The sequence below is a fragment of the Pseudarthrobacter sp. MDT1-40-2 genome, assembly GCF_059383595.1.
This window is the reverse complement of the sequence record NZ_JBWZCL010000001.1, coordinates 1,270,207-1,287,254: the sequence shown is the minus strand read 5'-3', so window position 1 is coordinate 1,287,254 and position 17,048 is coordinate 1,270,207. Positions and strand designations below refer to the sequence as shown.

The following is a 17,048-nucleotide window of genomic DNA, read 5'->3' as shown; positions in this document are numbered from 1 at the left end:
AAACGGCGGACGGGGCGTGGACAAGGCGGGCAGGAGCGCGGGGCCCTCCGCGCGGATCCTTCAGGGTCACTGCACAGTAAGGGTGCCTTTCATGTTGGCGTGGAAGATGCAGTGGTAGGGGTAGGTCCCTGGTTCGGCGGGAGCCGTGAAGGTGGTGGTGCCGACTTTGGTGATGGTGTCAAAAGCATCTGCGGCGTCTGCGGTGATTGAGTGCGCTTCGACATCCTCGTTGGTGACGGTAATCTCCGTTCCGGGGCTGACCGATTCCGTTCCCTCGTACTTGAATCCCTTGATGAGTATTCTCGCCGGAGCCGCCTGTTCCGGGGCCGCTTCCGTAGAACCGGTGCTGGTGGGTGAGGAGGTTCCTTCTGCCGTGGCGGCAGGGGCTGACGGGAACTGTTGTGTAAGTGTGGGTGCTCCTGTGGTTTCGGACCCGGACATGCCGGGGTTAGCGCAGCCGGTTAAAACCAGCGCGGCTGCTGCTGCGAGACCGAGTGCGCTGCCGGTTCTGATGCTCGTTTTCATGGCGGGCCTTTCATGGGAACTGCTGGACGTAGTCGTTATTGAAGAGTCCGGTGGCTGGGTCGTACCCGTTGCAGGTGATGAGCCGAAAGCCCGGCTGCCGTGGTGGTCCTCAAACCTCCACAGCGGCCGGGCTTCTTGTGTGTCACAAGTGTCGAACCGGTCAGCGGTGTTTAGCCGGCTGATTCTGCGCTGCGACGACGGACAACGTAAGCGCCGCCGGCAAGTGCGGCCAGGACCAGTCCGCCACCCAGTGCCAGGGCGCCGGTATCGGTTCCGGTCTGGGTTACACCGGTGTCAGCACCACCGACAGGCATTGCCATGCCAGCGGTCAGCGTGCCACAAAGAGCCGGTGACGTTGCGGCCAAGGGCAGCTCGGGAACCAGATCAGACTTCGCTGCGGCGCCGGCCGGGCTGAGGGTTGCCGGGTCCAGGCCGTGGACGACGACGACGGCGGTGCCGGCTTCGAGTGCGGCCTTGGTTTCGGCGTTCAGTTCGAACGTCCGGTCGATGGTGTACGCGGCACCCTGTCCGGCGACCTTGAGGTCAAGGCCGGCTGCGGGGCTGGTATCACCGGTGGTGGAGAGGGTGGTGACGATGCCGCCGTAGTTGGGTGCACCTTCGGTAGTGGAGATGACCTGGTCACCGTCCTTGTCGGCCGAGGGGTCCGGGCATGTGCCCTGTGCCCCGCCGTGGATGTGCTGGACGTGCGGGTACGGTGCATCCATGAACGTCGCGGGCATACCTGAAACGTTGAGGACGGCGTGAGCCTGGTTGCCGGTGACATCAACGGTGATGGTGGCAGATCCGGAGCTGCCGTTGAGCTGGCCCAGGGTGGATTGGTAGGACTGGTCAGCGGCCATGGCCGGCGATCCGGAAAGGGCAAGTGCGCCCAGGGCGAGGGTAGGTACTGCCATGAAGCGGAGTGTCTTGTTCATTTCGAAATTCTCCTCATTTACAAGCGCGTGTGGTCCTGCTTCCCCGGGGAGGGGGACAACAGTACTTCGAAGCAGGTGTCCCTCCGGATGGGTGAGAATGTGTCCCAAGCCACAGCCCAGGGATATGGAGGGGCCCATGGCCACAAAACGGTAAAACGCTTTGGAGATTAGGGCCGGGTGGGGTCCGCCAGAGCGCTGAAGGGCGCCTGCCTCCGGGGTTGTATCCACGGTCCCCGATGGGCATTTCGCTCCAGCAGGGTGATGCCCGCCAGTGCCAGCCCAGTTGTTGCATCCATTCCCGCGCCAAACGCTCGCCTATCGTGCAACAGTTCACCCACCATGCTGCGTTCACTGGTTTCAAGATGCTAGACTGATGGAACTTGATGTGCAGTGATGCCCGCTTGCTCCTCTGTTTGGAGCCCCTTCATTGGGGGAAGCGGGTTTTTTCATGTGAGAGGCACATCCTGCGTCGATGAACGCGTTCCATTTGGTCCCGGCCAAAGCCTGTAGGGCTGAAAGCCTGGTTGATCACCTGACTTTTCTTCGGCGAACCCCTGGGCTAACCGGCACCGGGGGCCGATATCCGCTTGGATACCGCCTGAAAGACCGTATAAATACATGACTACTTTTGCTGCCCTTGGAACTCCCAAAGCACTTGCAGACACGCTGACCGCGCAGGGAATTGTTGAGCCGTTCCCCATTCAGGTCAAGACTCTCCCCGACACCCTGGCCGGACGCGACGTCCTTGGTCGCGGCCGCACCGGCTCCGGTAAGACCATTGCCTTCGCCATCCCGCTTGTAGCAAGACTCGCTGAGCGGGAAGCAAAGCACTTCCGTAAGCCCGGCCGCCCCATGGGCCTGGTGCTTGCACCTACCCGTGAACTGGCCACCCAGATCAACGCCACCATCGAGCCGATGGCCAAGGCGCTGGGCCTGAACACCACCGTGATCTACGGCGGCATCTCCCAGGCGCGCCAGGAGAAGGCGCTGCGTGCCGGCGTCGACATCGTCATCGCCTGCCCGGGCCGCCTGGAAGACCTGATTCGCCAGCGCATCCTGACGCTCGAAGCCGTGGAAATCACCGTCCTGGACGAGGCGGACCACATGGCCGACCTCGGCTTCCTGCCGGTGGTCAAGAAGCTCATGGACATGACCCCCAGCCAGGGCCAGCGCCTGCTGTTCTCGGCAACCCTGGATAACGGCGTGGACAAAATCGTCCAGCGCTACCTGTCCAACCCGCTGACCCACTCCGTGGACGATCCGCAGGCCGCGGTTACCACCATGGAGCACCACGTCCTGGTGGTCAACGACCAGACCGTCAAGAAGCAGCTGATCGTTGAACTCGCCTCCGGCGCCGGCCGCCGTGTCCTCTTCATGCGGACCAAGCACCACGCCCGCAAGCTTGCCAAGACCCTGACCGACGCCGGGATCCCGGCTGTTGACCTGCACGGCAACCTGTCGCAGAACGCCCGTGACCGCAACCTCGCCGAATTTTCCACCGGCGATGTGCGCGTCCTGGTGGCCACCGACGTTGCAGCCCGCGGCGTCCACGTGGATGATGTCGAATTGGTGATCCACGTTGATCCGCCCACAGAGCACAAGGCCTACCTGCACCGCTCAGGCCGTACGGCCCGCGCAGGTTCGGACGGCACAGTTGTCACGTTGACCCTTCCGGAGCAGCAGAGCGACGTCAAGAAGCTCATGAAGGCTGCCGGCGTCGAGGTCAACTTTGAGCGCGTCACTGCCAACTCCCCGCTGGTGGCCGAACTCGTAGGCGACATCGCGGACAAGGTTGATCCCCGCACCCGCGCCGCACTGCTGGCAGCAAAATCCAACCAGGGCGGTGGCACTTCCACGGGAGCCAACGCCCAGCGCAAGCGCGCCAACCGTTCAGTTCAGGGCGCACCCACCGCGGGTGGCCGTGGCGGACGTGGCGGACGCGGCCGAGTGGCTGCTGAGTCAACACGCACCGATGTACCCCGCGCCGAGCGCCGCGCTGTGGCCTTCGAAGGCCGCACCGAGGCCCGCGCGGCAGTGGACCGCATGAACGAGCAGAACGAGGACCGTGCTATCGCAGCAGCGGCGGCACGCCGCAACGCACGTGGCCGCGGTACCGCAGCCGGAACGCACCGCAACGACGTCCCCGCGGCAGGTGGCCGTGCATCGGCTGGCCGTGGTTCGGACGGACGCGCCGCTGAGGGCCGCACCGATTCCCGCGTTACCCGCAGCGCCGCTCCCCGCGGTGGCACCGGACGTCCGGCTACCGGCGGTGGCCAGCGCAGCGGCCGTCCCGCAACCGGCCAGCGTGCAGCTGCTGCCACCGGCGCCCAGCGTTCCGGCTCTGCGGCAAGCAGCACCGGCAACGGTGGAAACAAGGCCGTCTGGTCCTCCAACACCGGTGGCACCTCAGGCGGATCCTACAGCGCCGGCACCGGCAACGGTGGCGGCCGTCCCGCCCGCAGCGGTCCGCGCCGCGCATCGGCTCCGGCTTCGAACGAACGCCGCGGCCGCTAAAGCCCGGACAGGCTCGATTACTGGTTTATTACCAACGACGGCCGCCCCCCTTTTCAGGGGTGCGGCCGTTCGTTGGCTATAGGGTTACCAGCCGCGGGCGCGCCACTCCTGAAGGTGCGGGCGTTCCGCGCCGAGGGTGGTGGGCTTGCCGTGGCCGGGATGAACAACAGTGTTGTCCGGGTAGGCGTCAAAGAGCCGTTCCGTAACATCTGTGATCAGCTGGTTGAAACGCCCGGCGTCCTTCTGGGTGTTGCCCACGCCGCCGGGGAACAGCGAGTCTCCGGAGAAGATGTGCGCCGGCCCCTCGGGGTCCTGGTACACAAAAGCCATCGATCCCGGAGTGTGCCCGCGCAGGTGAATTGCTGTCAGCTCAAAGCCATGCACAATGCACGGGTCACCGTGTTCCAGAGTTTGGCTGACCGCTACCGGGAGCTCCCCGGCGTCGTCGGTTCCGGCAGCAGTGGGTGCTCCTGTCAGGCCCACCAGTGCCGACAACGCCCGCACGTGGTCCCAGTGCTGATGGGTCGTGGCAATCAGTTCCAGCTGCGGCACTGCCGTAGCGTCGGAAGCGGCGTCGGACAGCAGCGCCTGAATGGCCGGAAGATCATCGGCGGCGTCGATCAGCAGCTGCGCGCCGGAGGCCTTGGAAGTCAGCAGGTAGACGTTGTTATCCATCTCGCTGACGGAAATGTGCCGGATGGTGATGTCCCGCAGGTCGTGAATGAGTGAGTCCATGCGACCAGTCTATTCACGGCCCCTCCAATGCCCAGGTTCTCAGTCCTTGCTTTGCGGCATCAGTGCCGCCTTCGCCTCCACGGTTTCCACATTCGGAACGCGGCGGTCGCGGCGGTGTACCGCCGTCTGGAGGTTTGAGCTTGGGATCCTTCGATATGGCGGGCTGCTCCTCACCGTTGGCCAGGCTTCAACTGTTATCGTTGTTGCCGCGATGAGCCTCCGACGGGCTGGTCCTGCAGGGTCGTTAGGGTCGGGCCGGGCGCCGTCGCGCCCTTGTTCACCATGGCCGGACACCGCACGGCGTTTCCAAGATAACCACCGTCACTCCTCAACCAACAACCAACAGGAGAAACATGACAGCCGCAGTTTCTTTCGCTGCCCCGTCCGCTACCGGCGACCTGACCCGGACTACTATCGAACGCCGTGCTGTGGGCCCGCATGACGTGCTGATCGACATCAAATTCGCTGGAATCTGCCACTCTGACATCCACACCGTCCGCGGTGACTGGGGACCACAGCAATACCCGCTCGTCCCCGGCCACGAGATCGCCGGCGTCGTCAGCGAAGTGGGTGCAGAGGTGACCCGCCACCAGGTGGGCGACCGTGTCGGCGTCGGCTGCATGGTCAATTCCTGCAGGGAGTGCGCGAACTGCCAGGCCGGTGAAGAGCAGTACTGCCTCAAGGGCATGATCGGGACCTATGGCGCCGTGGACCGCGACGGAACGATCACCCAGGGTGGCTACTCCAGCCACGTCGTCGTGAACGAGGACTTTGTCGTCACCATCCCCGCTTCCCTTGCCCTCGACGCGGCCGCGCCGCTGCTGTGTGCCGGCATTACCACCTACTCGCCCCTGAAGCACTGGGGCGCCGGGCCCGGCAAGAAGGTGGCCGTCGTGGGACTTGGTGGACTCGGCCATATGGCCGTGAAGACGGCCCATGCCATGGGTGCTGAGGTTACGGTCCTCTCGCAGTCGCTCAAGAAGCAGGAAGACGGGCTGCAACTCGGCGCCGACTACTTCTACGCCACCAGCGACCCGGAAACCTTCCAGCATCTCGCCGGGACCTTCGACCTGATCATCAACACGGTCAGCGCGTCGATCGATATCAGCGCATACCTGCAACTCCTGAAGCTCGACGGCGCATTGGTGAACGTTGGTGCCCCGGCGGAACCGCTCCCGGTGAACGTGTTCGCGCTGATCACTGGCCGCCGCTCCTTCGCCGGTTCGTCCATCGGCGGTATCCGCGAGACCCAGGAAATGCTCGACTTCTGCGCAGAGCATAAGCTCGGTGCAGAAATCGAAGTCATTGCCGCTGACAAGATCAACGAAGCCTACGAGCGCGTTCTGGCTTCCGATGTCCGCTACCGCTTTGTGATCGACACCGCAACCCTCTAAGGGTGTCCGTTGCAAGCCAGGGAACTGATCCTACTCACGGCCCTCGGACACCCAGTTGGGGTCCGCGGAACGTGAACCCACGACGGCGGCTGCTGCCCGGTCCAGTGCCTCAAGTTGGGTGCCGCTCAGTTCCAGGGAAAGCGCGCCCAGGTTCTCGTCGATCCGATGTGTCTTGCGCGTGCCAGGGATGGGGACCACCGACAGGTTCAATCGTCTGCCTTGGTTGAGGAGCCAGGCGAGGGCAACCTGCGCGGGCGTCGCGGAAAGCTGGTCCGCGACGGCACGTACGGTGTCCACCACCTGCTGGTTCGCGGCGGCGGCGTCGTCCGCAAACCGGGGGATCCGGCGTCGGAAGTCGCTGGCTCCCAGGCTGGACGTATCGACGGTGCCGGTGAGGAATCCCCGGCCCAGCGGCGAATACGGCACAAAGCCCACACCCAGGCGGGCCGCTTCAGGAACAACGTTGCGTTCCACGTCCCGGCTCCAGATAGACCATTCGCTCTGGACGGCGGCGATCGGATGAACGGCATGGGCTTCAGCCAGCTCGGCAGCCGTCACCTCGGACAGGCCAAGGTGCTTGACCTTGCCTTGCTGCACCAGCGCCGCCATGGCCTCCACGGTTTCCAGAATCGGAACCCGGAGGTCGCGGCGGTGCATGTAGTAGAGATCAATGACGTCCGTGCCCAGCCGTTGCAGGCTGGCATCGACTGCCTGCCGAATGTAGGCGGCGTCGCCCCTGATGTCGGTGTAGCCGGTGGAGGGATTGCCCACCAGGCCGAACTTGGTGGCCAACTGCACCTCGTCCTGTCGTTCTTTGAGCAGCCGGGCGATGAGTTCCTCGTTGCCACCGCCACCATAGATGTCCGCTGTATCAATGAACGTAACACCGGAATCGACGGCGTGGTGGAGGGTTTTCAGGGCATCGTCCGGGTCTACCTCGCCGTAGACGGGCGTGAGCGCCATTCCGCCGAAGCCGATCGGGCTGACCGAGAGGTTGTCACCGAGCTGTACCTGCGCCATAAGTGTCTCCGTTTCGTTTCCGTAAATGGGATCACTGCTGGCAACCCCGGCATCCGGAGGTGTATTCCCTGCGCATGGTGCAGGGCAGGTTCCTGACGGTGAAAGTGTGGGAGAGCGGCGGAAAGCAAAGGAACACGGACTAACCGGCAGGCTGGGGGCTGGCCTGGATGATGATGTTTGTTTCCCATATATCTGCCGTGTAGCAGGTGATGAGGACAAGCTTGCCCGGTACCTTTACCCAGATCGAGCTGTCTTTAAGGCTGTCTTTGTCCTCGGTGGTGACCTCATCGATGGTGTATTTCAGGGGCCCTTCTTCGGTGGTCACAGTGAGCTGATCACCAGGTTTCGCCGTGGTGCTGATGTTGTTGAAGGCCGAAGTCCGGCCCTCCCAGCTGTGTCCCACGATGTAAGTGGTGTTCGTTGATTCCACGCCCGGCATTCCATACATGCTGAGCCAGTATGCATCTGTGGTCTTAGGCGGGACGATAGAACCGAGCTCGGTCTCCTGCTCAGTCGGAGACAGGGGGAGAACAGCCTGGTCCATGCCCACTGCCTCATAGGCGATGTGTAAGGGCGGGGAGCCAGTGCCAGAAGCCGGAACCTCAGGCGCCGCCTCTGACGACTCAGACGCGGCGCCTGGTGAATACGAAACGGCCGGAGCGGCTGCTGGAAGTGAACGGTCAGGGCCGGTAGTGGAAACGGGAGATGCAACGGAATCCGGCATCTTGACCTGTGTCCACCACCCGCCCAGGAGCACCAGGGTCAGCAGGACCGCAGTACAGACGGTCGCCAGGCGGCGGGCGCGTTCTTCCGAGACAGACCTGGAGCAATGCCGGCCTTGTGGAACGCGTTGCCGCCGCAAGGCGCTAGTCCTCGCTGTCCCGGCGTTTGCCGACCATCAAGCAGGCTCCGAGGAGAATTCCGCCCACCCCGGCCAGCCCGACCACGAATGCGCCGGAGGCCGTCAATCCGCCCCCGGAGCGGTTATCGAAGGCGTAGGCCGCAGTATCGACATTGGTCCCACGATTTCTGTCAGCGATGACGGATTTGGTGGCCGTGGCCGTTGCCTTGCCTGTGGCCGTTTTGGTCGCGGTGCCTGTAGCTGTCTGGGTGGCGGTGCCTGTGGCGGTTGACGTCTGGGTGGCCGTTCCGGTTTGGGTGGCCGTTCCGGTTTGGGTGGCCGTTTGGGTGGCCGTTCCGGTTTGGGTGGCCGTTTGGGTGGCCGTTCCGGTTTGGGTCGCGGTTTGGGTGGCCGTTCCGGTTTGGGTCGCGGTTTGGGTGGCCGTTCCGGTTTGGGTCGCGGTGGCGGTGCCTGTGGCGGTCCCGGTGTCCGTTGCGGTGGCGGTGCCTGTGGCGGTCCCGGTGTCCGTTGCGGTGGCGGTGCCTGTGGCGGTCCCGGTGTCCGTCGCGGTTGCCGTGCCGGTTCCGGTAGGTATTGTTGTGTCGCAGGATGGCATGGTGAAGACATTGGTATCCAAGGTGACCGCCCCGGTGAGGGCGATTGCCCGTCCTTCAACTGTTGCGCCAGTCTGAACAGTAACCGACGCCCGAGCGATGACAGTGCCTACGAAATCCGCGCCGGTTTCTATAGTTGCTGAACTGCCCACCTGCCAGAACACATTGCAGGCCTGGGCGCCGTTTATGAGAAGGATGCTGCTGCCCGAAGCGATGTTTAATGCGGAGCCGACCTGGAAGATAAACACGGAGCTAGGATCGTTCTGGCCATCAAGGGTGAGCTGTCCGGTCAAACCCATCGTGCTGGTCGACGTGTAGACACCCCCAACCAGCGTCTGGCCCGCGAGGTCGGTCTCTACAAGGGCCGTCGATGGCTGCCCGGCGGCATTGTTATAGGCGGTTGTGGCGTCGGCCTGCGCCTGCTGGGCCACTGCATCATTCAAATGAATAGTCGCCGGAGCAAGCACTTGGCCGGGAGGGAAACCGGTGATTGAAGTTCCCGGGCTCACCCCGAGGTCTCCCTCCAAGGTGGTGGCGCCGGTGTTGGTAACAGTTTGGGCGCCAAGGACTGAAAATGAGGCTGCGGTGCCAAGGTCGACTGCCGTGGCCGCGAACGCGGGTGACTGTGGCGAGAGCATGGCAAAGGCCAGGAGGGCGACCCCCGATGCGGCGCTCAATGCTGCTGCGGCTTTCCGTCGCACTAATCCCGTGGTCGGCTTTCGTGAATCGACGCGTGCAGAACTGTGTCGCATGGCAATTCCTCCCCCAACAGGCAAACCAAAACCAGCCGCCCACGGGCGCAGGTAGCTTTAACGAAGGACTGTACGCCCGAAAGTGCAGCCTGCCTAGAGGCTCAGATGCCCGGGCTACAGCCAGGAGGGGTACCAGCCGCCAGGCGGAAGCACAGTTCAAGCATCATGGCTGGTCAGGGACATTTATGGGGTAAATGCCAAAGGGTGGGCTCCGAGAAGAAAAACCCGGTATTACTCCATTTGCCGGGTATATTACTTGCCGATGTCCGTTACCCGAAAATCGGAACTGAACCCCGCTGGTCCTGTAAGAGAACTTTTAGAGCGAGTCCCGCCGTCGTGCTGTCCGTCCGGAGAACGATGTGCGAAGAAGTTTTACCCACAGCGACCGCGAGCGGGGACTGGGAGAAGCACCGCATTCCCTTTCCGCGCGGTCTAAGGCGTCTTCAATCAGAGCATCATGCAAGGGATGAAAGAATAGCGGCCAGCTGAATACCGCTGTTCCGCTCAGTGACATATGAAGCTCGTGGCGGAGCAGGGTCGAATTCCCGGTGCGGGCCACCGCGGTCAGAGAATGACCGCCGTTGAAACCGGCTGGGCCAGTGAATTGAAACTCGACCCGTCGTCCGGGCTGGTAGGAGGTCACAAAATACCGCACGGGGCCATGCCCTCCGGCCGCTCCCACACTAAGAGGACTGTCTAAGCGCATCGCCGGCCATTCATTTCGTGGCCAGAGCCGGTCCTTTTTGCTGGCGAGCGAATCGATCAACATTCCTACCTCGTCTACCGGTGCCGCTAGCACCCGCTCGTGCATGTTATGGATCATGCGACGAACATACCGTCGGACCGCCATTTGCTGTGCCAGCCCTGACGCACCGCGCTAAACTGGCCCCATCATGACCGGTGCCCATCCCCGTCGTCTGGCCTGGCTCGTAGTCCTGGCCAGCCTTGCCGCGGGCTGCACCCCATCGACCGGCCTCGACGGGGTCGCCGGCGACCAGCAGACCACGACCATGTCGGTCCAGCCGGCTGCTGCAGATCCCGCCCCAAAAACCCCGACGCCGACACCCGCGCCCACTCCGGTGCTTACGCCGGCCCCGGTGCCTCAGGCGTTCGCCTACAACCTCTACCAGGAGGGGGATTTCGTGCCGCAGTACACCTTCGACTGGTGTGTTGCGGCGAGCATCCAGATGGCGCACAACCTCATCGATGACACCGGCGGCGGTACTTGGGCTGGTCCTGCTCAGCAGAGTGAACTGTGGGAGATGGCGCGGGCGCGGTCGTCCAACTCGTACAACGGTGCCAATCCTTTGGGTTGGGCGCAAGTGCTGACCGAGACAGGGATGGGTCCCTATACCGTGGTGAGCATTGCCGACTACGGCGAGGCGCTCCGGACGGCCGCACGAGCCATTACGGACACAGGCCGACCGGTGGGCCTGGTGATGTGGCGTGGTCGCCACGCCTGGGTGATGAGTGGGTTCGAATCTCTCGGAGATCCCGCCCGGTTTGCCGGGTTCTCCGTCACTGGCGTCCATGTCCAGGATCCGCTCTATCCGCACGGCAGCGGTCAATGGGGTCCGTCGCCCGCTCCTAACAGCCTGCTTACCCCCGAGGAGTTGGCGACGCAGTTCGTTGTCCGCGAGCCGCGGCGCTGGAGCAGCGACCTGCCCTCCGGTTACCTCCTGGTGCTGCCGGTCGCCTAGACCTGCGCACACCCAGGCCTAGGCGAGGGCACTCCCGGCATGCGCCAGTGCCCCACAGTGTCCGCACGGAGAAGGAGTTTTGCCTAGGGTTGGATCATGATGAATCTGGTCCTTGGCCTCCTTTTTGCCGGCCTTTTCCTCGCCTCGTTTCAGACGGACCGGCGGAGGCTGCGCAACGGTGTGCTGCTGGCTGCGGCGTCCTGGTTCCTCCTTCAGGCCCTCTTCGTGTTCCTGATTTCCTTGAATCCCTGGTTCGAGTGGCTGCACCTCGCTGTGCTGCTCCTCCCTCCGCTGTGTGCTTTGGTCTTCGCCGGGTTCCTGATCGCCAACGGCGTGACCATGGTCCGAAAGGAGGGCCGGGGCATCACCAGCCTTTTGCCGTTTGTGGTTGGTCTAACGGTGTTCCTGGCTCCGGTGATCGCGTCTCTCCTGGTGCTGAGCGGACAGCCGGTGTTGGCCGGCGTCGCAGTGCTGGCGTTCTTCCTGTGCTCCTACCTTGGCTGCGCCTTCGTCGTGTTCCTGGGCTACGCCGTCGTGTATTCGCGGATGCGTTTTGACTCAAACCCGGCCGCCGTCATTGTCCTGGGTTCCGGACTAATCGACGGCGGCGTTACGCCATTGCTCGCCTCGCGGCTCAACAAGGCCCTGGAAATCTATGAGCGAACCAGGCCCGCGAAGCCGCTGCTGGTCCCTTCCGGTGGTCAGGGGCCGGACGAACCCCGGGCGGAATCGGAAGCCATGAAGGAGTATCTGGTGGCAAAGGGCGCCGACGAGCTCGATGTTGTGGAAGAGGATCAGTCTCGAACCACCAGTGAAAATCTTGGCAACTCCGCGCGCCTACTGGCCGAAAGAGGCATCAAAGGCCCCTTGCTCGTCTGCACCAACAACTACCACGTGCTCCGGGCGGCCCTTCTGTGCCGTCGTCAGCGGCTGAACGCGGAGGTGGTGGGCGCCCCGACCGCACGGTACTTCATCCCCGGCGCGTTCCTGCGTGAATTCGTGGCCGTGATGAGGGACAACCGGCTAACGAACATCCTGCTCGGCCTGCCGATGCTGGGCATCTCGGTGCTGATCACTGTGGCGCTGCTGAACGCGTCTGTAGTCTGAGTCCCACCGCCGTCAGCCCCACGCAATGATGACGTCGGCACTCGCCCGGGTGCGCTGGACCAGGTCCGCGTTGGCCTGGTCCGGCCCGGCCGCCCAAGCGGCCGCTGCGGCCCGGTCCATGCCGAACCTCATGTGCCGGGCCACCAGGCGTTCGATCCGCAAATCCTCTGGGGTTTCCACGAACCAGGCCTCCGTCAGGATTGATCTGACCTGCTTGAAGGCCGGGAGATCTGCCAGCAGGTAGTTGCCTTCGGTGATGACAACGGGCACGTCCGCCGGGACGGCAATTGAGGCCGCAACCGGTTCGTCCAACTCGCGGCGGAATTCCGGGGCGTACACAACATCCTCGTCCCGCCGTACCAGCCGGGCCAGCAACGAAATGTACCCGCCGGCGTCGAATGTGTCCGGTGCGCCCTTACGCTTTCGCAGCGGAGTGCCGTCGATGATCGCGTTCCCCAGGTGGAAACCGTCCATGGGAACCACGACGGCGGCCACCGGCTTAAGGAGCTCCCGCACCGCTGCTGCCACGGTGGATTTTCCCGCGCCGGGGGCCCCTGCGATGCCAAGGATGACGCGGTCACCACCGGCGGCGCGGCGCCTCAAACGCTCGACGGCCCGGGTGAGTTCAGGCGAAGTCGATTCCATGGCTATAGCCTAGCCAGCGGGAGCCGCCGTGACCGATACGGGCGTGGTCCCGCTTGGCCGGCATCCTTGAGGGCGGCACAGGCGGGCAGGCAACCTCAGGCCATGAGATTGGCGGCAGCATTCTCCATATGGTCGATGATGGTTTGCCGGGCCAAGGTGGCGTCGCCTGTTTCAATGGCCGCAACAATTTCCCGGTGGCGGTTCACGCCCATGTTCCTGATGCCTTTTTCCCGGCCGGCAAACATAATGGACATCCGGATGGAACCCTCCAGTGAATTCCAGGAGTGCAGCAGAGTTTCATTCCCGGTCAGCCTGCACAGGGTGCGGTGGAATTCGAGGTCCGATTCAACCCTGTCCTCCAGTGACTCATCCTGGGCTGCTTCCATGGCATCAATAGCCTCGTGCAGCGCCTTGACCACAATGACACGGTCCGGAAGTCCGCATAGCGTTCGGGCAGCGAGGGCTTCGAGGGCAGCGCGGACGGCGTAAATGTCGCGGATCTCCTTGGAGTCCAGATGCCGCACGGACAGCCGGCCGCGGGGACCTGCGGACAGCAGGCCTTCCTGCTCAAGCTGGCGCAGGGCTTCGCGCAGCGTGCCACGGCTGATTTGGAGCATGTCCGACAGTTCCGTCTCCACGAGGTGGCGGCCCGGCTCCAGTTCGCCGCTGGTGATGGCGGCACGCAGAGCGGACAGCGCCTGTTCGCGAAGGCTCTTCTTTTGCAATCCCAATAGGGTTGCGGTTGCTCCGGCCATCGTGGTCCGTCCTCAATGTCAGTGGTCGACTGTTTACAGTCGATGTTTTACCTTTTGATGCTACGCCAGAAGCGCGGAGCCGGTTGGCGCGGCCCCGCGCTTCCAGGGAAATGCCTACTTCAGTTCTGCGAGGACTTTCGCCACGATGCGGTCCACGGTCAGTCCGTAGCGCTCATGCAAGGTAGGAAGTGCCCCGGCATCCAGGAACTCATCCGGCAGCGCTATGGGCACCACCCGCTTGCCGAGTCCCGCAGTGACGACCGCCGAGGCGACGGTCTCGAAGAGACCACCGATGACGCTGTGGTTCTCCAGCGTCACGGCGAGCCGGTCGGTGTCGATCTCCGCGAGCACCGTGGCGGCATCGAACGGCTTGATGGTGGGGGTGTGGACGACGGCCACGTCCACGTTGTGTGCCGCCAGTGCCTTGGCCGCCTGCAGGGCCCGCATGGTCATCAGGCCGCTGGAAACAAACACCACGTCGTTGCCGCCGCGCAGCACCTTGGCTTTGCCAAGCTCGAAGGTGTAATCGTACTCATCCAGCACTGTGGGGACGTTTCCGCGGAGCAGGCGCAGGTAGGTGGGTCCGTCCGAAGCGGCGAGTTGCGGAACTGCCTGTTCGATGTCGAGCGAGTCGCAGGGATCCACGATCGTCAGATTGGGCATGCCGCGGAAGATCGCCATGTCTTCTGTGGCCTGGTGGCTTGGCCCGTACCCGGTGGTCAGGCCGGGCAGCCCGCCCACGATGTTCACGTTCAGGTTTGGTTCGGCAGCATCCAGGCAGAGGAAGTCATAGGCACGGCGCGCGGCGAATACCGAGTACGTTGAGGCAAAAGGGACCAGCCCGGTCTCGGCAAGGCCTGCGGCGGCACCGAAGAGCAGCTGTTCTGCCATCCCCATCTGGAAAAACCGTTCCGGAAAGGCCTTGGCAAAAATATGCATGTCCGTGTACTTGCCCAGGTCCGCGGTGAGCCCGACGATCTTGTCGTTTTCCTGCGCGGCCTTGACCAGGGCGTGCCCGAAGGGTGCAGAAGCGGTCTTCTGGCCGGGGTCGGCGAAGGAGGCGATCATTGCCGACGTCTTCAGTTTGGGCTTGACGGCTGTCGTGGTGTCAGGAGCCTCGGTGGTGGTGCTCACTTGGTGTCTCCTTCGGTGGCTTCGTATCCGGCGGTGAGCTGCTCGCGGCAGACCTGCCATTCGTGTTCTTCGATGCGCATGAAGTGCGCCTTCTCGCGGTCTTCCAGCAGCGGAACACCGCGTCCGACCTTCGTGTCGCACAAGATGACGGAAGGACGTCCGACGGCGGCGGCCTGGTCTGCAGCGTTATCGAAGGCTTCCAGCAGCGCGGTCATGTCGTTGCCATCGACCCGCTGGGTGTACCAGCCGAAGGCTTCCCACTTCTCGGTCACCGGTTCGGTCCGGAGCACTGTGTCAGTCTTGCCGTCAGCCTGCAGGGCATTGATGTCCACCATGGCAATCAGATTGCCCAGCTGGTGATGATGGGCACCCATGGCGGCCTCCCAGGTGGATCCCTCATCCAGTTCGCCGTCGGAGAGGAAGTTGAACACCCGGGAGTTGGACCCCTGGTACCGAAGGCCCAAGGCCATTCCGACGGCGATCGACAAGCCATGGCCCAGGGAGCCGCCGGAGATTTCCATGCCGGGCGTGTAGGTGGACATCCCGGACATGGGGAGCCGGGAATCGTCGGAGCCGTAGGTTTCAAGCTCCTCCACCGGGACAATGCCGGCCTCAGCGAGGGCTGCATAATGCCCGATTGCGTAGTGGCCGGTGGAGAGCAGGAAACGGTCACGCGCTTCCCAGTGTGGGTCCTGGGCCCGGAAGCGCAACTGATCCGCGTACACGGCTGCGAACATATCCGCGGCTCCCAGAGCCTGGCCCACGTACCCCTGGCCTTGTACTTCGCCCATATTCAGGGCGTGGTGCCGGATCCGGTACGCGGCGGCGGAGACGCTGTCAACGCGGTTGGCGGTGGGAGGCAGGGTTTTCTGTGTGGCTGTCATTGGAGCTTCTTCCATGGTGGTCATTAGACGCTCACCGGCTTGGCCGTGTTGTTGGTGGCTTCATCTGCCAGTTGCCGTTCCCGTTTGCCCCAGGTTTCGCGGGTGACCAGCGCTGCCCAGAGGCCGATGGCTGCGTAGAAACTGAAGAGCAGGGCCGGGCCCATCCATCCAAGGGCGACGAACAGCAAGGTGGTTATGAACGGGGTGAAGCCGGAGACCATGGCGGAGATCTGGTAGGCAAGCGAGGCGCCGGAAGAGCGGGTCTTGGCCTGGAACAGTTCCGGGAACCAGGGGCCCTGCGCACCGGCCAGGGAGTTCTGGCAGACGGCGTAGGAGATGACGATGGTCGCGATGACGAAGATGAACATGCCCGTGTTCACCAGCAGGAACATGGGTATCCCGAACAGGAGTGCAAAGGCTGTGGACCAGATGTACAGGGGCCGCCGGCCGATCCGGTCCGTCAAGCGGGCCCACGCCATGGTGGCAAAGATGCCGATGAAGGAGGCGATGCAGAGGGCCACGAGGGTCTCGGTCTTGTCCGCCAGTTGCTGGGTGTGGAGGTAGGAAATCATGTATGTGATGGAGACGGCGTAGCCTGCCGTTTCGGCGATGCGGAGGCCAATGCCGCGGACGATGCTGCGCCAGTCGGTCTTGATGACCTCGATGATGGGATTCTTGACGATTGCGCCGCTTTCCTTCACCTCATCGAAGACCGGGGACTCAGGCACTTTGGCGCGGATGATCAGTCCGACGGCCACGAGGACGATGCTGGCCAGGAAGGGAACGCGCCAGGCGAGCTCGCCCCCGAGGTTAACGCTCACCAGGAACACGAGGTTGGCCAGGAGGAGTCCAACGGGGAAGCCGGCCTGCACAATGCCGGTGTACCTGCCCTTTGATTTCCATGGTGCGTGTTCGTAGCTCATGAGGATGGCGCCGCCCCATTCAGCACCGAAAGCCAGGCCCTGAACAACGCGGACGAAGACCAGCAGCGCCGGAGCGAGCAAGCCCACCTGCTCGTACGTAGGAAGCAGTCCGATGAGGAAGGTAGCCACACCCATCAAAATCAGGGAAGCGACCAAAACGGGTTTGCGGCCCACCTTGTCGCCAAGGTGACCGCCGATAATTCCGCCGATGGGGCGGGCGGCGAAGCCGACGCCCAGGGTGGCGAAGGCTGCCAGAGTCCCGGTCACAGGGTCGGTGTTGGGAAAAAAGACCGTTCCGAAGTACAGGGCCGCAGCAGTGCCGAAACCGATGAAGTCGTACGTCTCGATGACGGCGCCAACACCGGAGCCGATGGCGACGCGCTTGGCGTCTTTGGTGCCGTGGACGTGGCCCCGCATTTTGAGAGCTTCGTTGCTCATTGATGAATCCCTTTCGATGAGTGTCCGGGCTGTTGGGCGCCTCGGCACTGTCGACTGTTAACACATGATACGACAAGTGTGACCTGCGTCATTCCTACTGTCAACCGTCAATGTCTGAGGTTGACTGTTAAC

At 63.5% G+C, this 17,048-nt stretch carries 15 protein-coding genes; 4 read left to right on the top strand and 11 right to left on the bottom strand.

Going from position 1 to position 17,048, the window contains the following annotated elements; genetic code table 11:
- Positions 1–66 precede the first annotated feature (66 nt).
- The gene (locus AC50X5_RS06035) at positions 67–525 is read right to left on the bottom strand and encodes a cupredoxin domain-containing protein (protein ID WP_494975169.1); all 459 of its coding nucleotides are present in this window, start codon (positions 523–525) and stop codon (positions 67–69) included.
- Between the two features lie 170 nt (positions 526–695).
- Positions 696–1,460, bottom strand: coding sequence for a hypothetical protein (locus AC50X5_RS06030; RefSeq protein WP_494975168.1), 765 nt, complete (start codon positions 1,458–1,460; stop codon positions 696–698).
- 618 nt (positions 1,461–2,078) lie between these two features.
- Between AC50X5_RS06030 and AC50X5_RS06025 the strand changes: the two genes are divergently transcribed.
- On the top strand, positions 2,079–3,974 hold the full coding sequence (locus AC50X5_RS06025) for a DEAD/DEAH box helicase (RefSeq protein ID WP_494975167.1): 1,896 nt from the start codon (positions 2,079–2,081) through the stop codon (positions 3,972–3,974).
- 84 nt (positions 3,975–4,058) lie between these two features.
- Here AC50X5_RS06025 and AC50X5_RS06020 read toward each other — a convergent pair whose 3' ends face one another.
- A complete protein-coding gene (locus AC50X5_RS06020) occupies positions 4,059–4,709 on the bottom strand; it encodes an MBL fold metallo-hydrolase (RefSeq protein WP_494975166.1) in 651 nt (216 codons plus the stop codon).
- Positions 4,710–5,062: 353 nt separating this feature from the next.
- Between AC50X5_RS06020 and AC50X5_RS06015 the strand changes: the two genes are divergently transcribed.
- The gene (locus AC50X5_RS06015; RefSeq protein ID WP_494975165.1) at positions 5,063–6,103 is read left to right on the top strand and encodes an NAD(P)-dependent alcohol dehydrogenase; all 1,041 of its coding nucleotides are present in this window, start codon (positions 5,063–5,065) and stop codon (positions 6,101–6,103) included.
- Between the two features lie 30 nt (positions 6,104–6,133).
- Here the strand turns inward: AC50X5_RS06015 and AC50X5_RS06010 are convergent, their stop codons facing one another.
- The 3 genes from AC50X5_RS06010 to AC50X5_RS06000 form a co-directional block, all read right to left on the bottom strand.
- Positions 6,134–7,123, bottom strand: coding sequence for an aldo/keto reductase (locus AC50X5_RS06010; RefSeq protein ID WP_494975164.1), 990 nt, complete (start codon positions 7,121–7,123; stop codon positions 6,134–6,136).
- Positions 7,124–7,262: 139 nt separating this feature from the next.
- On the bottom strand, positions 7,263–7,667 hold the full coding sequence (locus AC50X5_RS06005) for a class F sortase (protein WP_494975163.1): 405 nt from the start codon (positions 7,665–7,667) through the stop codon (positions 7,263–7,265).
- A gap of 322 nt (positions 7,668–7,989) precedes the next feature.
- Positions 7,990–9,330 (bottom strand): ice-binding family protein, encoded by a 1,341-nt coding sequence (locus tag AC50X5_RS06000; RefSeq protein ID WP_494975162.1) that lies wholly within the window; start codon positions 9,328–9,330, stop codon positions 7,990–7,992.
- Between the two features lie 893 nt (positions 9,331–10,223).
- Here AC50X5_RS06000 and AC50X5_RS05995 point away from each other — a divergent pair.
- Together AC50X5_RS05995 and AC50X5_RS05990 are read left to right on the top strand one after the other, a co-directional pair.
- Positions 10,224–11,030 carry a hypothetical protein gene (locus AC50X5_RS05995; protein WP_494975161.1) on the top strand — a complete coding sequence of 269 codons (807 nt, stop codon included), beginning with the start codon at positions 10,224–10,226 and terminating at the stop codon, positions 11,028–11,030.
- Positions 11,031–11,126: 96 nt separating this feature from the next.
- Positions 11,127–12,137 carry a YdcF family protein gene (locus AC50X5_RS05990; RefSeq protein ID WP_494975160.1) on the top strand — a complete coding sequence of 337 codons (1,011 nt, stop codon included), beginning with the start codon at positions 11,127–11,129 and terminating at the stop codon, positions 12,135–12,137.
- Positions 12,138–12,149: 12 nt separating this feature from the next.
- Here the strand turns inward: AC50X5_RS05990 and AC50X5_RS05985 are convergent, their stop codons facing one another.
- The 5 genes from AC50X5_RS05985 to AC50X5_RS05965 all read right to left on the bottom strand — a co-directional run bounded on the left by AC50X5_RS05985 (position 12,150) and on the right by AC50X5_RS05965 (position 16,916).
- Complete coding sequence (locus AC50X5_RS05985) at positions 12,150–12,782, bottom strand: nucleoside/nucleotide kinase family protein (RefSeq protein ID WP_494975159.1); 633 nt, start codon at positions 12,780–12,782, stop codon at positions 12,150–12,152.
- A gap of 95 nt (positions 12,783–12,877) precedes the next feature.
- Positions 12,878–13,537, bottom strand: coding sequence for a GntR family transcriptional regulator (locus tag AC50X5_RS05980; RefSeq protein ID WP_494975158.1), 660 nt, complete (start codon positions 13,535–13,537; stop codon positions 12,878–12,880).
- Between the two features lie 114 nt (positions 13,538–13,651).
- On the bottom strand, positions 13,652–14,671 hold the full coding sequence (locus tag AC50X5_RS05975; protein ID WP_494975157.1) for a transketolase family protein: 1,020 nt from the start codon (positions 14,669–14,671) through the stop codon (positions 13,652–13,654).
- Complete coding sequence (locus AC50X5_RS05970; RefSeq protein ID WP_494975156.1) at positions 14,668–15,555, bottom strand: transketolase; 888 nt, start codon at positions 15,553–15,555, stop codon at positions 14,668–14,670. Before AC50X5_RS05970 ends, AC50X5_RS05975 begins: the two co-directional genes overlap by 4 nt.
- Before the next feature lie 23 nt (positions 15,556–15,578).
- The gene (locus AC50X5_RS05965; protein ID WP_494975155.1) at positions 15,579–16,916 is read right to left on the bottom strand and encodes an MFS transporter; all 1,338 of its coding nucleotides are present in this window, start codon (positions 16,914–16,916) and stop codon (positions 15,579–15,581) included.
- Positions 16,917–17,048 lie beyond the last annotated feature (132 nt).

Coding starts and splice junctions, on each gene's coding strand:
- AC50X5_RS05995 (WP_494975161.1), top strand. CDS start 10,224: ATGACCGGTGCCCATCCCCGTCGTCTGGCCTGGCTCGTAGTCCTGGCC.
- AC50X5_RS05985 (WP_494975159.1), bottom strand. CDS start 12,782: ATGGAATCGACTTCGCCTGAACTCACCCGGGCCGTCGAGCGTTTGAGG.
- AC50X5_RS06000 (WP_494975162.1), bottom strand. CDS start 9,330: ATGCGACACAGTTCTGCACGCGTCGATTCACGAAAGCCGACCACGGGA.
- AC50X5_RS05990 (WP_494975160.1), top strand. CDS start 11,127: ATGATGAATCTGGTCCTTGGCCTCCTTTTTGCCGGCCTTTTCCTCGCC.
- AC50X5_RS06010 (WP_494975164.1), bottom strand. CDS start 7,123: ATGGCGCAGGTACAGCTCGGTGACAACCTCTCGGTCAGCCCGATCGGC.
- AC50X5_RS06015 (WP_494975165.1), top strand. CDS start 5,063: ATGACAGCCGCAGTTTCTTTCGCTGCCCCGTCCGCTACCGGCGACCTG.
- AC50X5_RS05980 (WP_494975158.1), bottom strand. CDS start 13,537: ATGGCCGGAGCAACCGCAACCCTATTGGGATTGCAAAAGAAGAGCCTT.
- AC50X5_RS05970 (WP_494975156.1), bottom strand. CDS start 15,555: ATGACAGCCACACAGAAAACCCTGCCTCCCACCGCCAACCGCGTTGAC.
- AC50X5_RS06030 (WP_494975168.1), bottom strand. CDS start 1,460: ATGAACAAGACACTCCGCTTCATGGCAGTACCTACCCTCGCCCTGGGC.
- AC50X5_RS06005 (WP_494975163.1), bottom strand. CDS start 7,667: ATGGACCAGGCTGTTCTCCCCCTGTCTCCGACTGAGCAGGAGACCGAG.
- AC50X5_RS06025 (WP_494975167.1), top strand. CDS start 2,079: ATGACTACTTTTGCTGCCCTTGGAACTCCCAAAGCACTTGCAGACACG.
- AC50X5_RS06020 (WP_494975166.1), bottom strand. CDS start 4,709: ATGGACTCACTCATTCACGACCTGCGGGACATCACCATCCGGCACATT.
- AC50X5_RS05965 (WP_494975155.1), bottom strand. CDS start 16,916: ATGAGCAACGAAGCTCTCAAAATGCGGGGCCACGTCCACGGCACCAAA.
- AC50X5_RS06035 (WP_494975169.1), bottom strand. CDS start 525: ATGAAAACGAGCATCAGAACCGGCAGCGCACTCGGTCTCGCAGCAGCA.